Annotated in this window: 15 protein-coding genes and 1 riboswitch; of the genes, 8 read left to right on the top strand and 7 right to left on the bottom strand. The window is 71.6% G+C overall.

Annotation, left to right across the window (positions count from 1 at the left end; translation table 11 throughout):
* Positions 1-57 precede the first annotated feature (57 nt).
* Entirely contained in the window at positions 58-582 is a 525-nt protein-coding gene (locus IF00_RS0109590; protein ID WP_030316339.1) for a GNAT family N-acetyltransferase, read from the top strand.
* On the opposite strand, the gene IF00_RS0109595 is transcribed toward IF00_RS0109590, so the two are convergent.
* Positions 563-1,627 carry a GDSL-type esterase/lipase family protein gene (locus IF00_RS0109595; protein ID WP_078944595.1) on the bottom strand — a complete coding sequence of 355 codons (1,065 nt, stop codon included), beginning with the start codon at positions 1,625-1,627 and terminating at the stop codon, positions 563-565. The genes IF00_RS0109590 and IF00_RS0109595 overlap by 20 nt on opposite strands.
* A gap of 289 nt (positions 1,628-1,916) precedes the next feature.
* Here IF00_RS0109595 and IF00_RS0109600 point away from each other — a divergent pair, with 289 nt between their 5' ends.
* Together IF00_RS0109600 and IF00_RS0109605 are read left to right on the top strand one after the other, a co-directional pair.
* On the top strand, positions 1,917-3,404 hold the full coding sequence (locus IF00_RS0109600) for an amino acid permease (RefSeq protein WP_030316342.1): 1,488 nt from the start codon (positions 1,917-1,919) through the stop codon (positions 3,402-3,404).
* A gap of 10 nt (positions 3,405-3,414) precedes the next feature.
* Positions 3,415-3,870, top strand: coding sequence for an Lrp/AsnC family transcriptional regulator (locus IF00_RS0109605; RefSeq protein WP_015032260.1), 456 nt, complete (start codon positions 3,415-3,417; stop codon positions 3,868-3,870).
* Positions 3,871-3,952: 82 nt separating this feature from the next.
* On the opposite strand, the gene IF00_RS0109610 is transcribed toward IF00_RS0109605, so the two are convergent.
* A complete protein-coding gene (locus IF00_RS0109610; protein WP_030316343.1) occupies positions 3,953-4,519 on the bottom strand; it encodes a hypothetical protein in 567 nt (188 codons plus the stop codon).
* 290 nt (positions 4,520-4,809) lie between these two features.
* Between IF00_RS0109610 and IF00_RS0109615 the strand changes: the two genes are divergently transcribed.
* Entirely contained in the window at positions 4,810-5,616 is an 807-nt protein-coding gene (locus IF00_RS0109615) for a carbon-nitrogen hydrolase family protein (RefSeq protein ID WP_030316344.1), read from the top strand.
* 68 nt (positions 5,617-5,684) lie between these two features.
* Positions 5,685-7,382 (top strand): flavin monoamine oxidase family protein, encoded by a 1,698-nt coding sequence (locus IF00_RS0109620; RefSeq protein WP_030316345.1) that lies wholly within the window; start codon positions 5,685-5,687, stop codon positions 7,380-7,382.
* 13 nt (positions 7,383-7,395) lie between these two features.
* On the opposite strand, the gene IF00_RS0109625 is transcribed toward IF00_RS0109620, so the two are convergent.
* The 3 genes from IF00_RS0109625 to IF00_RS0109635 form a co-directional block, all read right to left on the bottom strand.
* The gene (locus tag IF00_RS0109625; RefSeq protein WP_280922607.1) at positions 7,396-8,130 is read right to left on the bottom strand and encodes a DUF5995 family protein; all 735 of its coding nucleotides are present in this window, start codon (positions 8,128-8,130) and stop codon (positions 7,396-7,398) included.
* A gap of 73 nt (positions 8,131-8,203) precedes the next feature.
* The gene (locus IF00_RS0109630; protein ID WP_030316352.1) at positions 8,204-9,619 is read right to left on the bottom strand and encodes a uracil-xanthine permease family protein; all 1,416 of its coding nucleotides are present in this window, start codon (positions 9,617-9,619) and stop codon (positions 8,204-8,206) included.
* A 131-nt stretch (positions 9,620-9,750) separates the two neighbouring features.
* On the bottom strand, positions 9,751-10,965 hold the full coding sequence (locus IF00_RS0109635; RefSeq protein ID WP_030316354.1) for an MFS transporter: 1,215 nt from the start codon (positions 10,963-10,965) through the stop codon (positions 9,751-9,753).
* Between the two features lie 124 nt (positions 10,966-11,089).
* Between IF00_RS0109635 and IF00_RS0109640 the strand changes: the two genes are divergently transcribed.
* Positions 11,090-12,265, top strand: a complete 1,176-nt coding sequence (locus IF00_RS0109640) for an ROK family transcriptional regulator (RefSeq protein ID WP_030316356.1) — start codon at positions 11,090-11,092, stop codon at positions 12,263-12,265.
* Between the two features lie 187 nt (positions 12,266-12,452).
* Here the strand turns inward: IF00_RS0109640 and IF00_RS0109645 are convergent, their stop codons facing one another.
* Together IF00_RS0109645 and IF00_RS0109650 are read right to left on the bottom strand one after the other, a co-directional pair.
* Positions 12,453-13,217 carry an SDR family oxidoreductase gene (locus IF00_RS0109645; protein WP_030316358.1) on the bottom strand — a complete coding sequence of 255 codons (765 nt, stop codon included), beginning with the start codon at positions 13,215-13,217 and terminating at the stop codon, positions 12,453-12,455.
* Between the two features lie 135 nt (positions 13,218-13,352).
* Positions 13,353-15,734: a chitinase C-terminal domain-containing protein gene (locus IF00_RS0109650; RefSeq protein WP_030316360.1), complete on the bottom strand. Its 2,382-nt coding sequence runs from the start codon at positions 15,732-15,734 to the stop codon at positions 13,353-13,355.
* Positions 15,735-15,976: 242 nt separating this feature from the next.
* A riboswitch (FMN riboswitch) is annotated at positions 15,977-16,106 on the top strand.
* Positions 16,107-16,279: 173 nt separating this feature from the next.
* Between IF00_RS0109650 and ribD the strand changes: the two genes are divergently transcribed.
* Together ribD and IF00_RS0109660 are read left to right on the top strand one after the other, a co-directional pair.
* Complete coding sequence (gene ribD, locus IF00_RS0109655) at positions 16,280-17,377, top strand: bifunctional diaminohydroxyphosphoribosylaminopyrimidine deaminase/5-amino-6-(5-phosphoribosylamino)uracil reductase RibD (protein ID WP_030316362.1); 1,098 nt, start codon at positions 16,280-16,282, stop codon at positions 17,375-17,377.
* A gap of 2 nt (positions 17,378-17,379) precedes the next feature.
* The gene (locus IF00_RS0109660; protein WP_030316363.1) at positions 17,380-17,988 is read left to right on the top strand and encodes a riboflavin synthase; all 609 of its coding nucleotides are present in this window, start codon (positions 17,380-17,382) and stop codon (positions 17,986-17,988) included.
* Positions 17,989-18,028 lie beyond the last annotated feature (40 nt).

The raw sequence follows: 18,028 nt of genomic DNA on the forward strand, positions 1-18,028 counted from the left end.
GCGGGCCCCCGGGAAACTCCCTCCCGGGGGCCCGCTGTCGTCCCGTACGGTCGCCGCATGGACCATGTGGACCGTACGGAGATCCGGCCCTGCCGCGCCGCCGACCTGCCCCTGCTCGACCGGCACCTTCCCACGCCGGGGGCGCCGACGCGCCACGCGGACCGGTTCGCGCGCCAGGAGGCCGGGACGGGCACGTACCTCCTCGCCTGGCGGGACGGGGTGCCCATCGGCCACGGACAGGTCCGCTGGGACGGCTGCGCGGCCCCCGGGGTGCGGGCCGCGGTCGGGGAGTGCCCCGAGTTCAACGGCCTCGACGTACGGGCGGAGCTTCGGGGACAGGGCATCGGCACGGCCCTGATCCACGCGGCCGAAGAGCTGACGCGGGAACGCGGCGGGACGGCCCTGGGGCTCGGCGTGGGGCACGACAACCCACGGGCGGCGGCGCTGTACCGCCGGCTCGGCTACGGGCCCGTCGTCGCGTACACCGACCGCTGGAGCTGGACGGACCCGGACGGGCGCACGCACGAGGAAGCCGATCCCTGCACCTTCCTGGTCAGGGACCTCACGACGCCGGACGCCTGAGCGGAGGTTCCAGGACGCCGCCGAGGACCTCCGCGACCGCCGCCGCGATCCTGGCGTGGCCCCGGTCGTCCGGGTGCAGTCCGTCCGCCAGGTGCTCAGGGCCGAGCAGGGGCCGTCCCGGGAGCACCAGGAGCCGTGTGTCGCCCTCGGCCGCCAGATCCCGGCCGGCCCGCTCCATGGCCCTGCGCAGCTCCGTGAGGGTCGCTCCCAGGACGTTGCGGGTGTGCTCGGCCGCCGGGCGCAGCACGGGCGAGACGATCAGCAGCGGGGTGTCCGGGTGGCCTTGGCGGACCAGGCTCACGAAGGCCCGGACGGTGGCGTAGAGCCAGTCGGCCGTCGCGGGCACCGTGGACCAGCAGTTGGTGCCGAACGCGAGGGTGATCACCTCGCCGGGGAGCCGCGCCAGGTGTTCGGCGAGCGGGAGCTCGCCGCGTGCCCCGCCCGCGTACCCGAGGTTCACCGCGTCGAGGCCCAGGAGCCGTCCCGCCGTGGCGGGCCAGGAGTGGGCCGGGCGGGTCGACCACCAGCCCTCGGTGATCGAATCGCCGTGGACCAGCCAGCGGGGCTGCGCGGGGGCGGGGGAAAGCGCCCCGCCGAGGGCCTGCAGGGCGAGCGGCACCGGCGCCTGGCCCTCCGGGAGGTGGAGGGTGAACACACCGCCGCCCGGGGGCAGCGGGAGCGTCACGGTGGCCTCGGGGGCCGGGGCGGCACAGGCCTCGCCGACGAGCCGCGTACCGCTCCAGAGGGCGAAGCAGTGGCGGAGTCCGGCGAGCGGGTCGCCGGACTCCGGGACGGCCGCCCGGTAGCGCAGCCGCACCGCGCGCGTGCCGGGGGCGGCCGTGAACTCGATGCGTACGCCGATGGGGAGCGCGGCCCGCTCGGCGATGTCCCACGGCAGGCGTTCCAGGTCGTCGGGATCGGCGCGCACCGGCCGGTTCCCGTCCAGCCAGGCCGTACCGCGCAGGAACGGCGCCGGGTCGAGCCAGCCCACCTGTGCCTCCGATCGGGGGGTCGTCGTGGCCTCGCAGCGTGGGTCATGGGGCATGAGGAGTCAATGCTCGGAAGAGGCCGGTTCACACCCCCAATGTGTGGATTCATGCGGGGGAGCGCAATGTTTCCCCGTCTGCGACCCGAGCGCGCAATGATCATTCGGCAGTGCGCAACAACCCTGCATTACGAGTGCGAACCTCCGCCCCTTAGGCTCATGCCTCGTACCAGGAGTGGCGGGGACCGCCTGCTCGGCGGTTCCCCTCCCCCGTGGGCTTCTTTCGTCATGCCCGCGTACCGCCGCGGTCCCACGTCACGACGACAGGCAGCGATAAGGAGCCTCCGCAGTGCTGGACCATGGCGCAGCCCCACCGGTCGAGGAATCGGCCACCCGCAAGACCTCCGCTCTCGGCGCACTGACCCGGCGCAAGCCGGTGGAACAGCTGGTCGCAGAGGGTGGGCAGGGCGAGGGTGGCAATCTCCGCCGCTCGCTCTCCATGTGGCAGCTGACCATGATCAGCATCGGTGCCACGCTCGGCACCGGCATCTTCGTCGTGCTCGGCGACGCCGTTCCGAAGGCCGGCCCCGCGGTCACCATCGCCTTCGTCATCGCCGGCCTCACGGCTCTGTTCTCCGCCCTCTCGTACGCCGAGCTGGCCGGCTCCATACCGGTCGCGGGTTCCTCCTACTCGTACGCTTACGCAACGATGGGTGAACTCGTCGCCTGGGTCTGCGGCTGGTGCCTGGTCCTGGAGTACGGCGTCTCGGTCGCCGCCGTGGCCGTCGGCTGGGGCGAGTACCTCAACGAGCTGCTCGACGGCACGATCGGCGTCACCATCCCCGACGTGCTCTCCTCGGCCCCGGGTGAGGGCGGCGTGATCAATCTGCCCGGCCTCATCGTGGTGCTGCTCGCCATGGTGTTCCTGCTCGGCGGCGCCCGTGAGTCCGCCGTGGTCAACACGATCATGGTCTTCGTGAAGATCGCCGCGCTCGTGCTCTTCTGCGCCATCGGCTTCATGGGCTTCAAGTCCGGCAACTACGCCGACTTCATGCCGCTCGGCATGGCCGGCGTCAGCGCCGCCGGCGCGAGCCTCTTCTTCTCGTACATCGGCTTCGACGCCGCCTCCACCGCCGGTGAGGAGGCGAAGGACCCGAAGCGTGACCTGCCCCGCGCGATCATGCTCTCGCTGCTCATCGTCACGGTCCTCTACGTCCTGGTCGCGGCCGTCGCCGTCGGCGCGTGGAACTGGAAGGACTTCGACGGTTCCGAGGCCACGCTCGCCGCGATCATGAACGACGTCAGCGGCCAGAAGTTCTGGGGCACCCTGCTCGCCGCCGGCGCCGTCATCTCGATCGCCAGCGTCGTGCTCACCGTGCTCTACGGCCAGACCCGTGTGCTCTTCGCGATGTCCCGCGACGGCCTCGTTCCCAAGGTCTTCGGCAAGGTCAACGCCAAGACCGGCACCCCGCGGGTGAACACCGTCCTCGTGTCGCTGTTCTGCGGCGCGCTCGCCTCCGTCATCCCGCTGGGCAAGCTCGTCGACGCGACCAGCATCGGCACCCTGTTCGCCTTCGCCCTGGTCAACATCGCGGTGATCGTGCTTCGCCGCACCCGTCCGACCATGGACCGCACCTTCCGCGTGCCGCTCGGCTGGACCTTCCCCGTCCTGGGCTTCCTGTTCTGCGTGTACAACATGTTCAGCCTGGACTCGGTCACCTGGGTGGTCTTCGGTTGCTGGATGGCCGCGGGCCTCGTGTTCTACTTCCTGTACGGCATGCGCCGCTCCCGACTGGCCTCCGCGCCGACCGTGGCAGAGACCTCAGCAGAGAAGTGATCCACCCGTAGTGCGACTCAACGACCTCGACGAACGCATCGTCCACGCCCTCGCGGAAGACGCCCGCCGCAGCTACGCCGACATCGGCTCGCTCGTCGGACTCTCCGCCCCCGCCGTGAAGCGGCGCGTGGACCGGCTCAGGGCCGAGGGCGCCATCACCGGATTCACCGTACGGGTGGACCCGGCGGCGCTCGGCTGGGAGACCGAGGGCTTCGTCGAGATCTACTGTCGCCACAACACCTCGCCGGACGACATCCGGCGAGGTCTGGAGCGGTACCCCGAGGTGGTGTCCGCGTCGACCGTCACCGGCGACGCGGACGCCGTCGTCCAGGTCTTCGCCTCGGACATGCGCCACTTCGAGCGGGTCCTGGAGCGGATCGCGGGCGAGCCCTTCGTGGAGCGCACCAAGTCCGTCCTGGTGCTGTCGCCGCTGCTGCGACGCTTCTCCTCGGGTTCGCCCGCGTAGCCCCGCGGGGACGCCGGCCGGCGGGGCGGTGCGGGCCGTGGTTCCCGCACCGCCCTCCGCCCGCCCACCCCCGTGGGGCGGTCTACTCGGTCGGGTAGACGAACTCCCAGGGCACGACCTCGAAGTCGCCCGTGCCCTTCTCGACCTTCTCGAACGGCGCGCCGCTGATGCACGGCGGCACCTTGTCCTTCTGCGGGTCGGCGGTCATCCAGGTGTAGCCGAGCCGGTCGCCGCCGGGGGCGTCGTGCACCGTGACGCCCACCCGCGCCTTCCGGAACTCCTTCACGTCCGTCTCGACGACGACACCGGACACGACGGCCACCTTGCCGCCCGTGGTGAGGCAGTCGACCTTCACCTTGGCGTACCCGCCCCAGTCGCCCTTGTAGTGGCTGAAGCGGAAGGTGCCGGTGGCCTTCATCGGATCCTGCCGGTCCTTCTCCGCCAGATGCGCGTCGAAGGAGAACGTGATGTCGTCCCCGGCCGGGCGGTACAGCTTGGCCGAGCCGGTCAGCGCGGCGGCCTCCGATACGGCGGCCGGAGCCGCGGCGGAGCGGTGGCTGTCCTCCGCCGAAGCGGCGGCCATGCCCCCGGCCCCCAGGGTGAGCAGGACGGCGGCGGAGACGGCGACGATCTTCGTACGGCGGTTCATGGCTACTCGGTCCTTTCGGCAGGTCGTCCGGGGGTTCCCTCCGGACGACCACCACTCTTCCGCGGCGCCCGGCGCACGGCGTCGAGCCGCAGGACGGTTCCGCCTCCGCCGCGCGGCGGAGGCGGACCGCGACCCCGGGCGGAGCCGTACGCAACGAATCGCCGCCCCACCGGTCGATCGCGCAACGGTTCGACGGTCGGTCCGCAACGCTGCCGTCTTGTCCCGAGCAAGCGCGAAACCGTACCGTTTTTGACGTCTTCCCCCTGTACTCCGACCTCCGAGGATCACGCATGCCCGCGCTGCGCACCGCCCTGCTCCAGAGCTCCGGCGAACTCGGTGACGTGGCCGCCAACCTCAAGATCCTCGACGAGGCCGCCGGACGCGCCGCCGCCGCCGGAGCGGGACTGCTGCTCGTCCCCGAGCTCTTCCTCACCGGGTACGCCATCGGCGCCGACATCGCCCGACTGGCCGAGCCTGTCGACGGCCCCTCCGCCCGCGCCGTCGCGGCGATCGCCGTGCGCCACGGCCTGGCCGTCGGCTACGGCTACCCGGAGCGGGACACCGAGCAGCACGGGGTCCTGTACAACTCCGCGCAGCTCATCGGCGCCGACGGCGTCCCGCTCGCGCAGTACCGGAAGACCCACCTCTTCGGCGACTTCGAGCTGAAGTGGTTCACCCCCGGTGACCGGGCCGTCGTCCAGGCGGAGCTCGACGGCCTGACCGTCGGCATGATGATCTGCTACGACGTCGAGTTCCCCGAGAACGTGCGGGCGCACGCGCTGGCCGGTACGGACCTCCTCCTCGTGCCGACCGCGCTCATGCACCCCGCCGAGGTCGTGCCCCTGTCCGTGGTGCCGGTCCGCGCCTTCGAGAACCAGCTCTACATCGCCTACGCCAACCGGACCGGCCCGGAGGGCGCGTTCGAGTTCGTCGGCCTCTCCACCCTGGCGGGCCCCGACGGCACCGCCCGGGCCCGCGCCGGGCGCGGCGAGGACCTCGTCCTCGGCGACGTCGACCCGGCCTTCCTCGCGGCCTCCCGCGGCGAGAACCCCTATCTCCGCGACCGGCGCCCGGGCCTTTACGGCTCTCTCGTCTGAGCCGCCCCGCCCCCACCTCGCGCAGTCGCCAAGACTCACCCCCTTTCCGTGCAAGGAGTCCGTACCCCATGACGTCCACGGTGCCCACGACCGCCGTCCCCCACAGCGACGGCCAGCCGCCGATCACCATGTTCGGTCCGGACTTCCCGTACGCCTACGACGACTTCCTGGCCCACCCGGCCGGTCTCGGCCAGATACCGGCGACCGAGCACGGCACCGAGGTCGCCGTCATCGGCGGCGGACTCTCCGGCATCATCGCCGCGTACGAGCTGATGAAGATGGGCCTCAAGCCCGTCGTCTACGAGGCCGACGAGATCGGTGGCCGGCTGCGTACCGTCGGCTTCGAGGGCACCGCGACCGAGGGCCTCACCGCCGAGATGGGCGCCATGCGCTTCCCGCCCTCCTCGACCGCGCTCCAGCACTACATCGACCTGGTCGGCCTGGAGACCACGCCCTTCCCGAACCCGCTGGCCGAGACGACCCCCTCGACCGTCGTCGACCTCAAGGGCGAGTCGCACTACGCCACCACCGTCGACGACCTCCCGCAGGTCTACCGCGACGTGATGAACGCGTGGAACGCCTGCCTCGACGAGGGCGCCGACTTCTCCGACATGAACCAGGCCATGCGCGAGCGCGATGTCCCGCGCATCCGTGAGATCTGGTCGAAGCTCGTCGAGAAGCTCGACAACCAGACCTTCTACGGCTTCCTCTGCGAGTCGGAGTCCTTCAAGTCCTTCCGGCACCGCGAGATCTTCGGCCAGGTCGGCTTCGGCACCGGCGGCTGGGACACCGACTTCCCCAACTCCATCCTGGAGATCCTCCGCGTCGTCTACACCGAGGCCGACGACCACCACCGCGGCATCGTCGGCGGCTCGCAGCAGCTGCCGCTGCGCCTGTGGGAGCGCGAGCCGGAGAAGATCGTCCACTGGGCGCAGGGCACCTCGCTCAGCTCCCTGCACGAGGGCACCCCGAAGCCCGCCGTGACCCGGCTGAACCGGACCGCCGGCAACCGGATCACCGTCACCGACGCCTCCGGCGACATCCGTACCTTCCAGGCGGCGATCTTCACCGCCCAGTCCTGGATGCTGCTCTCCAAGATCGCCTGTGACGACTCGCTCTTCCCGATCGACCACTGGACGGCGATCGAGCGCACCCACTACATGGAGTCGTCCAAGCTCTTCGTGCCCGTGGACCGGCCGTTCTGGCTGGACAAGGACGAGGAGACCGGCCGTGACGTCATGTCGATGACGCTGACCGACCGGATGACCCGTGGCACGTACCTCCTGGACGACGGCCCGGACAAGCCGGCCACCATCTGCCTGTCGTACACCTGGTGCGACGACAGCCTGAAGTGGCTGCCGCTGTCCGCGAACGAGCGGATGGAGGTCATGCTGAAGTCGCTCGGCGAGATCTACCCCAAGGTCGACATCCGGAAGCACATCATCGGCAACCCGGTGACGGTCTCCTGGGAGAACGAGCCCTACTTCATGGGCGCGTTCAAGGCGAACCTGCCCGGTCACTACCGCTACCAGCGGCGCCTGTTCACCCACTTCATGCAGGACCGGCTGCCCGAGGACAAGCGGGGCATCTTCCTCGCGGGCGACGACATCTCCTGGACGGCCGGCTGGGCCGAGGGCGCGGTCCAGACGGCCCTCAACGCGGTGTGGGGCGTGATGCACCACTTCGGCGGCGGTACCGACGCCACCAACCCGGGTCCGGGCGACGTGTACGACGAGATCGCGCCGGTCGAGCTGCCGGAGGACTGATCCCCCCCGCGGGTCAGGGCCTGGTCAGGGGCGTGAGGAGCATCCGTCCCACCAGGCCCACCGAGCGGTCGAGGCGTTCCGTGAACTCCTCGGCCAGCTCGGGCAGGCCGCGCAGCTGCCACAGCGAGCGCGCCGCCAGCCAGGCCCCGTCGCGGGCCCGGTCGAGGCTCCAGCAGCCGAGCAGATGTGTCAGCGGGTCCGCGATCTCCAGGAGGTCCGGGCCCGGCATCAGTTCCTCCCGGATGCGCTCCTCCAGGAGGACCAGGACGTCGCCGACCCGGTCGAACTCGTCCTCCAGGTCGGCCGGCGCGCACTCCAGGACCCGGCAGGTGTCGACCACCGCGAGGGCCAGGTCGTGGCCGATGTGGGCGTTGATCCCGGCCAGCGCGAACTGCAGCGGCCGGACGCCGGGATGGCGGCGGTAGCGGAACAGCGGCCGCCAGCAGGCGGGGGAGGGGCGGCCGGTCGCGGCCGCGTCGACCGCGGTCAGGTACCGCTCGGCGAACCGCACGTCGAGGGTGGCGGCGGCACGCCGGTCGGCGAAGCCGCCCGCCTCGATCGCATGGCCGATCTCCTCGGTGACGGTCAGATAGACCCGGTTGAAGACGGCGACCCCGTCGGCCGGATGCCAGGCCGACCGGAACGCCCGCATCCGGTCCACCACGGGGTCGACCGCGAGGAACGGGCCGGGCTGCCGCCCGACCCGCTGTGTCTGTTCGCTCTGCCCGATCTGCTGGGTCTGCGCCATGCGGGCAGGCTCCCAGTCGCCGGGCCCGGGAGGGAACTCCTCCGGCCCGGCTTACCCAGAACGGGCGAATCACTCAGTTCTTCGACAGCGGCTCGTCGCCGGACGTGCTCTCGCCCGACGTGCCCTCGTACGAGCTGGTGCCGGAGTCGAGCAGCGGCTCCTGCTGCTTGAGGTGGGCCGGGGCGAAGGCCCGCAGCACGTGGTAGCCGGTGATGACGACGATCGTGCCGAGCGCGATGCCGCCCAGCTCGAAGGTGTCCGTGAAGGTCAGCTTCACCCCGCCGACGCCGATGATGATGCCCGCGGCGGCCGGGACCAGGTTCAGCGGGTTGCGCAGGTCGACCTTGGCGTTGATCCAGATCTGGGCGCCGAGCAGGCCGATCATGCCGTACAGGATCACGGTGATGCCGCCGAGGACACCACCGGGGATGGCGGCGACGACCGCGCCGAACTTCGGGCAGAGGCCGAAGAGCAGGGCGAAGCCGGCGGCGGCCCAGTAGGCGGCCGTCGAGTAGACCCGGGTGGCGGCCATGACACCGATGTTCTCGGAGTACGTGGTGTTCGGCGGGCCGCCCACGGCCGTCGACAGCATCGAGGCGGCGCCGTCGGCGGCGATCGCGGTACCGAGCTGGTCGTCCAGCGGCCTGCCGGTCATCTCGCCGACCGCCTTGACGTGTCCGGCGTTCTCGGCGATCAGGGCGATGACGACGGGCAGCGCGACCAGGATCGCGGACCACTCGAAGCTCGGGCCGTGGAACGAGGGCAGGCCGATCCAGTCGGCCTGGGAGACGCCGGAGAGGTCGAGCCGCCAGTGGTCGGTGACCTGGCCGCTCGCGGACATCGAGTTGATCCTGCCGAAGACCAGGTCGAAGATCCACGAGATGCCGTAGCCGAAGATCAGGCCGAGGAAGATCGCGATCCGGGACCAGAAGCCGCGCAGACAGACGACGGCGAGGCCGGTGAACAGCATCGTGAGGAGGGCCGTCCACTGGTCCTGCGGCCAGTACGTCGCCGCGGTGACCGGGGCCAGGTTGAAGCCGATCAGCATGACGACGGCGCCGGTCACGATCGGCGGCATCGCCGCGTGGATGATCCGCGCGCCGAACCTCCTGACCGCGAGACCGGCGAGGAAGAGCACCGCTCCGACGACGAGCACCGCGCCGGTCACGGTGGCGCTGGTGCCGCCGGAGGCCCGGATCGCGGCGGCGACACCGACGAACGAGAGCGAGCAGCCCAGGTAGGAGGGAACCGTGCCGCGGGTCGCGAGCAGGAAGATCGCGGTCGCGACACCGGACATCATGATCGCGAGGTTCGGGTCGAGGCCCATGAGCACGGGGGCGACGAACGACGCCCCGAACATGGCGACCACGTGCTGGGCGCCGAGACCGGCGGTACGGGGCCAGGAGAGCCGTTCGTCCGGGCGGACGACGGCTCCGGGAGCGGGTGTCTTCCCGTCGCCGTGCAAGGTCCAGCGCACGCCGAGGTTCATGAGGTGGCTCCCGTTCTCCGGTTCAGGCGGTCGTGTCGTGACCGTAAAAGATCAGCCACATGGTATGCGCCGCCGGAGGTCGGGGACGGTTGCCGGGGCCCGGTCCAGCCGCCCGCCCCGGCCCGGGACCGCTACCCGACGGGCCCCGGGGCCTTCTCCGGAGCGGGCTTCGCCGGTGCGGTCTCCCGCCCGCCGGTCCTGAGGACCCCCGCGCCCACGACGAGCCCCAGGGCGAGCAGGGTGACCAGGCCGAACGAGAAGACCAGAGAGGTCGCGTCGGCGATGCCGCCGATCGCCGAGGGGGCGATGAGCCCCGAGGTGTACGTGATGGTGGCGACGCCCGCGATGGCCTGGCTCGGGTTCGGGCCGCTGCGCCCGGCCGCGGCGAAGGCGAGCGGGACGACGACCGCGACCCCGAGCCCGATGAGACCGAATCCGGCCATGGCGACCGCGGCGTGCGGGGCGACGACGACCAGGACCCCGCCGAGGGTGGCGACGGCGCCGCCGACCCGTACCGTACGGACCGCCCCGAACCGGTCCACGACCCGGTCGCCGGCCAGGCGCGCGACGGTCATCGTCAGTGCGAAGGCGGTCGTGGAGGCGGCCGCGAGCCCGGCGGAGCTCCCCAGCTCGTCCCGGAGGTAGACGGCCGACCAGTCGAGGCTGGCGCCCTCCGCGAACACCGCGCAGAAGCCGATCGCGCCGATGATCAGCGCGGACTTCGGCGGCAGCGAGAAGCGCGGTGGCGGCTCCTCGTCCGGCGTGCTCCTCATGTCCAGGACGCCCTGGCAGAAGAGCAGGCCGAGAGCGGTGAGGACCAGGGCCGCGATCAGGTGGTGGAGCCGGGCGTCGCCGCCGAGGTGGGCGGCGACCGTACCGGCGGCGGAGCCGATGAGGGCGCCCGCGCTCCACATGCCGTGCAGGCTCGACATGATGGACTTGCCGAGCCGGTTCTCGGTCTCCACCCCGAGCGCGTTCATCGCCACGTCGGACATGCCGGCGGTCGCGCCGTACACGAACAACGCGGCGCACAGGCCCCAGATGTTCGGGGCGAGCGCGGGCAGCGTCAGGGCGAGCGTCCAGAGGGTCAGCAGGCCGCGCAGCGCCGTGCGGGCGCCGAACCGGTGGGACACGGCTCCGGCCAGCGGCATCGCGACGGAGGCGCCGAGGGCCGGAAAGGCGAGCGCGAGCCCCAGCTGCCCCGCGCTCACGCCCGCGTGCTCCTGGATCCAGGGGATGCGCGTGGCGAAACTGCCGGTGACGGAGCCGTGGACGCAGAAGACGGCGGCGACGGCGAAGCGCGCCCGCCGCAGGCGTTCGGTGCTGGTGACGGTCTCCGCCGCCATGGGCCCTCCCTGGGTGGTGATGTGGCGTTGTCGGGTGGTGCGGCCGTAAACTATCAGGAACCCTGCCTGATAAATAGACCGCCGTGCGGCATCCGCACCCGAGCGCGTCTGAGAGGATCGCCGCATGGCCGCATCCCCGAGCACCGCACGAGCCATCAACGACCGGTTCGCCCTGCGACTGCTCCAGGACGAAGGCCCGTTGACGGCCACTCAGCTCAAGACCCTCACCGGACTCTCCCGGCCCACCGTCGCCGACCTCGTCGAGCGGCTCCAGGGCTCCGGGCTCGTCCATGTCGTCGGGGAGTCCGGAGCCGAACGCCGGGGACCCAACGCCAAGCTGTACGGGCTCGTCGCCGACCGCGCGCACCTCGCCGCCCTCGACGTACGGACCCGCTCGGTCTCCGTCACCGTCGCCGACCTGCTCGGCACCACCCTCGCCGAGGCCTCCGTGCCCGTCGGCGACGACAGCGACACCGGCCCCGCCGTCGAGAACGCGGTCGCGCTCCTGGAACGGACCGTGAAGGAGGCGGGCGCCGACCGGCTGCACAGCGTGGCCGTCGGCGCCCCCGGCCTCATCGACCCGGCCTCCGGCGAACTCCGCGACTCCTCGGGACTGCCCGCCTGGCACCGGCGGCTCGTCGGCGTCCTCCAGGAACGGCTGCCCGCCCACGTCCTCGTCGAGAACGAGACCAACCTCGCCGCCGTCGCCGAACTGCGCGGGGGAGCGGCCCGCGACCGCGAGGACTTCGTCCTGCTCTGGCTCGGCCAGGGCGTCGGCGCGGCCGTCGTCCTCGGCGGGCGACTGCGCCGCGGGGCCTCGGGCGGCGCGGGCGAGATCGGTTTCCTGCCCGTGCCCGGTACCTCGGGGCTCCCCTCGGCCACCGGCTGCGACGGCGGCTTCCACGAGCTGGCCTGCGCGGCGGCCGTCGAGTCCCTCGCCGCCACCCACGGCCTCACGGCGGCGGAGGCGCTGGCAGGGGTGGGCCCGGCCACGGGAGCGGCGCTCGGCTCGGGACACGCCGCCTTCCTCGACGCCCTGGCCCGCCGCCTCGCGATCGGTGCGGCCGCCGTCGTGTCGGTCCTCGACCCCGGCTGCGTGGTCCTCGCCGGGGAGACCGGACACCAGGGCGGCGCCCCGCTCGCCGCGCGCGTGGAGGCCGAACTCGCCGCCCTCTCCCCACTCCGTACGGAGGTCCGCGCGACGGCCCTGGGGGGCGCGGCGGTGCTGCGCGGCGCCCTGCTCCTGGCCCGGGACACGGCGCAGGACGCGCTCTTCGGGGCGCGGGCGGCGGGACTCTAGAACGGCGGCACTCCGGAACGGTGGACTCCGGAACGGCCCGGACCGTGAACGGCGGGACTCCGGAACGGCCCGGACCGTGGAACGGCGGGACTCCGGAACGGCCCGGACCTCGGAACGGTGTGACTCCGGAACGGTGTGACCCAGGAACGGCGGTACTCCGGAGCGGGGCTTCGTGCGGAACAGGGCTTCAGGCTCCCCTCGCCGTGCCGCCCGCCCTGCCGAACCGCCGCGTCAGGAATTCGTCGAACGTCATCCGCCCCACCGCGCGGTCCGGTGCCAGGTGCTCGCCGCGCCGCAGCCCCCGGTAGACCCTGCCCGGCAGCGGCACCTCGACGAGACGGCGCCGCCGGCCGCTCGCCCGCAGATAGGAGCGGGCCAGCTCGACGAAGGTCCGGATCTCGGGGCCGCCCAGGTCCTCCACCCGGCCCGACGGCGGGCCCGCGGCCAGCTCGGCGAGGCGCGTGGCCGCCTCCGTCACCTCCAGGGGCTGGTCCCGTACCTCCTTGGGCAGCAGCATCACGGGCGGCTTGGCCAGGCCCTGCAGCAGCTGGAGGACCAGGTCGTGGAACTGCGTGGTGCGCAGCAGCGTCCAGCCGATGCCCGAGCCCTGGATCATGCGCTCGACCGCGTACTTGGTGCGGTAGTAGCCGAGCGGCACCCGGTCGACCCCGATGATCGAGATGTAGAGCAGATGGGGCACTCCGGCCCGCCGGGCCGCCTCGATCAGGACGCGGGCGGCGTCCTTGTCGCCGCGCAGGATGTTGCTGCAGTGAACGACCGCGTCGACCCCGTCGACGGCGCGGTCGAGCAGCGGCCCGCCCTGCCGGAGGTCGACCGCGTAGGGCGGTGAGTGCCTGCTGAGGACCCGTACGTCGTGGCCGTCCGCGCGCAGCCGCTCACAGACGGGCCGGCCGAGGGTTCCCGTGCCACCGGTCACCAGGATCGTGCTCATGTCTCAAGACTGACCGCCCTCGGTCTCCTCCGCACATGCGGAGGCGCCGCGCCCCGGACAGGGGGGCGCGGCGCTGGGGGCCCGGCGGCGGCAAGGGCCGTGATGTTCCGCCGCCGGGGGTTCAGAGGGGGTGCGTCAGCAGGGACCCAGGTCCTTCCAGACACCCCACTCGCCGGTCGTGCCCGGCGTCTCGTTCTGGGTCCACCACTGGGCCTTGTACCTGCGGCCGTTGTGGGAGACCTCGTTGCCCGCGTTGTAGACCGTGCCGGCCACGTAGGCCGGGACCGTGCCGCAGCCGGTGGGCGGCGTCGTCGGCGGCGTGGTCGGGGGAGTCGTGGGCGGGGTCGTCGGCGGCGTGGTGGGCGGCGTGGTGGGCGGCGTGGTCGGCGGGGTCGTCGTGCCCGGCTCCACCACCGTCGTGCCGCGCGCCAGGTCACCGGCGAGGGCGTACGTCGTGCCGTTGATGTTCACCGTCCAGTTGGAGGGGGTGGACACCGGCAGGTAGTAGTTGAACGCCAGGTCGACCGTGGCGCCCGGGGCCAGCGACTGCCAGGCCGGGAGCTTCAGGGAGACGCGGTGGAAGTCGCCCTTCAGACCGCCCACGTTGCTTCCCGTGTGGTCGCTGCTGATCACCTTCGTGCCGAAGCCCGACTGGTCGGAGGCGTTGGCCGGGGCCGAGGTCCCGTAGTCGAACTGGAACTCCGTGCCGCCCGGGAGGGTCGCCGCGGTGTTGTTGGTGATCTTGATCTTCGGGGTGATCGGGTAGTTCGAGTCACCCAGCTTGAACTCGGTGAACTGAGCGTCGATCTTCACGGCCTGCGTCGGCAGGGCCGCGTTGGACTTCTTCGCGCCGTACGGGGCGGCCGCCTTGAACTTGTCGTACATCAGGGAGGTGAGCGTCGAGCCCATCTCGTACTGGCCCTTGGCGGCGTTCCAGGCGTAGTCGCCGGCCATCTCCCAGACCATCGTGCCGCCGATGCCCTTGTCGACCACGTAGTCGGCCTTGGCGGCCACCGACTGCTCGTCCTCGGTGGAGAGGAAGACCTTCTTCTGCGCGTTCCACAGCCACGGCGCGACCAGGGTCGAGTCGTACTTGCGGGCGTAGGTGCCGGTCAGGGTGGTGTTCGCAGGGAAGCCGTACTGCGTGACGTAGTCGCCGACGATCCCCTTCTCGAGGTTCTTGGCGTGCCACATCGGGTTGGAGCCGGCGGGCGACTCGACACCGTTGGTGTCCTTGTCGTGCCACAGGTTGTCGATGCCGGTGGCGCCGTCACCGCACTTGGTCAGACCGGCTCCGGCCGGGCAGGTGGTCGCGGAGGCCTTGCCCCACAGGCCGTCGGTGCCGCCCTGCACGTTCTTGTGGCCGCGGGTGTAGTAGGGCAGACCGATGTTGATCCGGCCGGCCGGCATCGAGCCGCGGAAGTAGTGGTACGCCCAGTCGGTGTTGAGGTACCCGATGTTGCCGTACTGGGCCGAGCCGTAGACGTTGGCGGCGGCGAGCTCGCCGTCCTTGCCGTCGTCGAAGAGGGAGGCGTTGGGCCCGACGTACTCGTTCCAGGCGCCGTGCAGGTCGTAGGACATGATGTTGACGTAGTCCAGATACTTCTGCATCTGGAAGGTCTCCATGCCCCGCAGCAGGTAGCCGGAGGAGGGGGCGGCGACGGTCAGCAGGTAGTGCTTGCCGTCGGCGGCGCCGGCCGCGTCGAGCTTCTCGCGCAGGGTCTTCATGAGGGCCGCGTAGCCCTGCACGAGTCCGGCGCGGCGCGCGTTGGCGAGCTGCCAGTCGAGCGGGTTTCCGGCGTCCTTCATGGTCGTCGGGTACTCGTAGTCGATGTCGACGCCGTTGAACCCGTACTTCCGGATGAACTCGACGGACGACGCGGCGAAGGTGTCGATCCCGGCCTGGTTGACCGAACCGTCGGCGTTGGTGGCCATCGAGTAGAAGCCGCCGGAGTCGACCCGGTCGCCGTTGTCGGCGAAGTAGCCGCCGGTCTCGGCCCAGCCGCCGACCGAGATCAGCGTCTTCACGTTCGGGTGCTGCTTCTTGAACTTGTTGAGCAGGTTGAAGTGGCCCTTGTAGGCGTACGCGGGGTCCATCTCGGCGCCGGCGACACCGGGCCAGGTCATCCCGGTCGCCGCGTTGGTCGGACCGTCCGTGCCGACGGAGAGCTTGTTGTCCCCGCCGATGTGGCCGAAGGCGTAGTTGATGTGGGTGATCTTCTCCCACGGGATGTCCTTGGCCAGGTAGGCGGGCTGGCCGTTCTTGCCGTCGCGCCAGCCGGTGAAGTAGCCGATGACCCGGCGCTGGTGGTCCGCACCCATCTTCTCGCGGCCCGCGGTGTCGTAGACCGAGCAGTACGGGACGTCGACGCCCGGGGTCTTGTAGAGCCCGTCGGGGCGACAGGACTCGTTGTCGGCGGCGTACGAGACGCCGCCGGAGAGCGAACTGAGCAGAAGTCCGGCGACGGCCGCGCCGGAGGAGAGCAGCGAGGCTCTTTTCGCGGTGGGGGACAGCACGATCGGGTCCTCCTGGGGAGGTCATGGAACACAACGAACAAAGGGGTGGGTCGTGTTGGGCCCGTGGAGTGCGCACGCCGCCGGACCGTTCCTAGGAGGTGACACGGAGATTAAGAGGACTAGACCAGTGCGTCAATAGGTCTGGACCATCGAAGAGTTCTGCGGGATCCTGTGAGCCAGACCACAGGAACTCGGCCGCATCGCCCCTCGCGGGACGTGGCACACTGGCCCTGTATCAGCAGCAGCGCACTCCGGGGTCGGTGTAATTCCGAACCGGCGGTATAGTCCGCGACCCGTCCGCAGCCAGCGGCCGGTTGACCAGGTGAAATTCCTGGACCGACGGTGAAAGTCCGGATGGGAGGCAGTGCGCGGCGGGCGAACCCTGTCAGGGGTGTGCCGGCCGTACGTCCGCTGGTCGCCGTATCGACATCGATCGGCGTACCCGGAGGGCCGCGGCCTCGGCGCACCCTGCACGAGGCGTCGTCCCGCTCTCTGTCGTCATCGACAGGCCCCGGAGTCCGTGCCCGAAGAGGCAGGAGGACCCGGTGGCCCAGCAGGCCGACATCACCGCCATGCGACGCGCCGTCGAGCTCGCCGCACGCGGTCTCGGCGCCACCAGCCCCAACCCGGTCGTCGGATGCGTCATCGCCGACGCCTCCGGACACGTGGTCGGTGAGGGCTTCCACCAGCGCGCCGGCGGCCCCCACGCCGAGGTCCACGCCCTGCGCGAGGCAGGCGTCCTCGCCCGCGGCGGAACCGCCTACGTCACCCTCGAACCCTGCAACCACACCGGCCGCACCGGCCCCTGCGCCCAGGCCCTGATCGAGGCCGGCGTCAGCCGGGTCGTCTACGCCGTCGGTGACCCGAACCCGCAGGCCACCGGCGGTGCCGACACCCTGCGCGCCGCCGGGGCCCAGGTCGAGCAGGGCCTCCTGGAGGCCGAGGCCGAGGCCGGCAACATCGCCTGGCTCACCTCCGTACGGCACGGCCGTCCCTTCGTCCGCTGGAAGTACGCCGCCACCCTCGACGGCCGGATCGCCGCCGCCGACGGCACCTCCCGCTGGATCACCTCCGCCGACTCCCGCGCCGACGTCCACCGGCTGCGCGCCGAGGCCGACGCCGTCGTGGTCGGCTCCGGCACCGCCCGCGCGGACGACCCCCATCTGGCCGTACGCGGCATCGAGGGGGCCGTCCAGCCGCTCCGGGTCGTCGTCGACACCGAGGCGACCGCCGTGCAGCCCGGTGCCCGCGTCCTGGACGACGCGGCCCCCACCCTGATCGCGATCGCGGACGACGCCGGGACCTCCCTCGACGGCGCCGACGTCGTACGCCTCCCCAGGGCCGAGCGCGGCCTGTCCGTACCCGCCCTCCTGGACGCCCTCCACGCGCGCGGCGTCCGCTCCGTCCTCCTCGAAGGCGGCCCCACCCTCGCGGGGGCCTTCGTCGCCGCCGGCGCCGTCGACCAGGTCGTCGGCTATCTCGCCCCCGTCCTCCTCGGCGCCGGCCCGAACGCGCTCGCCGAGGCGGGAATCGGCACCATCACCGAAGCGTTGCGGCTCGACGTCACCGAGACCGTGCGCGTCGGACCCGACCTCCGCATCACCGCCACCCCGCACCTCACCGCCACCCTCAAGGGAGCCTGACCGTGTTCACCGGAATCGTCGAAGAACTGGGCGAGGTCACCGCCGTAGAGCAGCTGGAGGACGCCTCCCGCTTCCGCCTGCGCGGTCCCCTGGTCACGGAAGGCGCCCAGCACGGCGACTCCATCGCCGTCAACGGTGTCTGTCTCACGGTCGTCGAGTTCGGCGACGGCGAGTTCACCGCCGACGTCATGGCCGAGACCCTCAAGCGGTCCAGCCTCGGCGCCCTGGAGGTCGGCTCCCGCGTCAACCTGGAGCGTCCCATGGCCGTCGGCGGCCGCCTCGGCGGTCACATCGTCCAGGGCCACGTGGACGGCACCGGCACGATCCTGGAGCGCACCCCGTCCGAGCACTGGGAGCTCGTCAAGGTCGGCCTCCCCGCCCACCTCTCCCGGTACGTCGTCGAGAAGGGCTCGATCACGGTCGACGGCGTGAGCCTCACCGTCGTCGAGGTCACCGACGACTGGTTCACCATCAGCCTCATCCCCACCACCCTCGACCTGACCACGCTCGGCATCAAGCAGTCCGGCGACCCGGTCAACCTCGAAGTGGACGTCATCGCCAAGTACGTCGAGCGGCTGCTCGGCCCGAACGCCAAGGAGAGCGACAAGTGAGCTGGCTCAACTCCGAGGCCTTCAGCGCCTTCGGTCAGCA

It is taken from the genome of Streptomyces flavochromogenes (assembly GCF_000717595.1).
In the GTDB taxonomy this organism is placed as follows: domain Bacteria; phylum Actinomycetota; class Actinomycetes; order Streptomycetales; family Streptomycetaceae; genus Streptomyces; species Streptomyces flavochromogenes.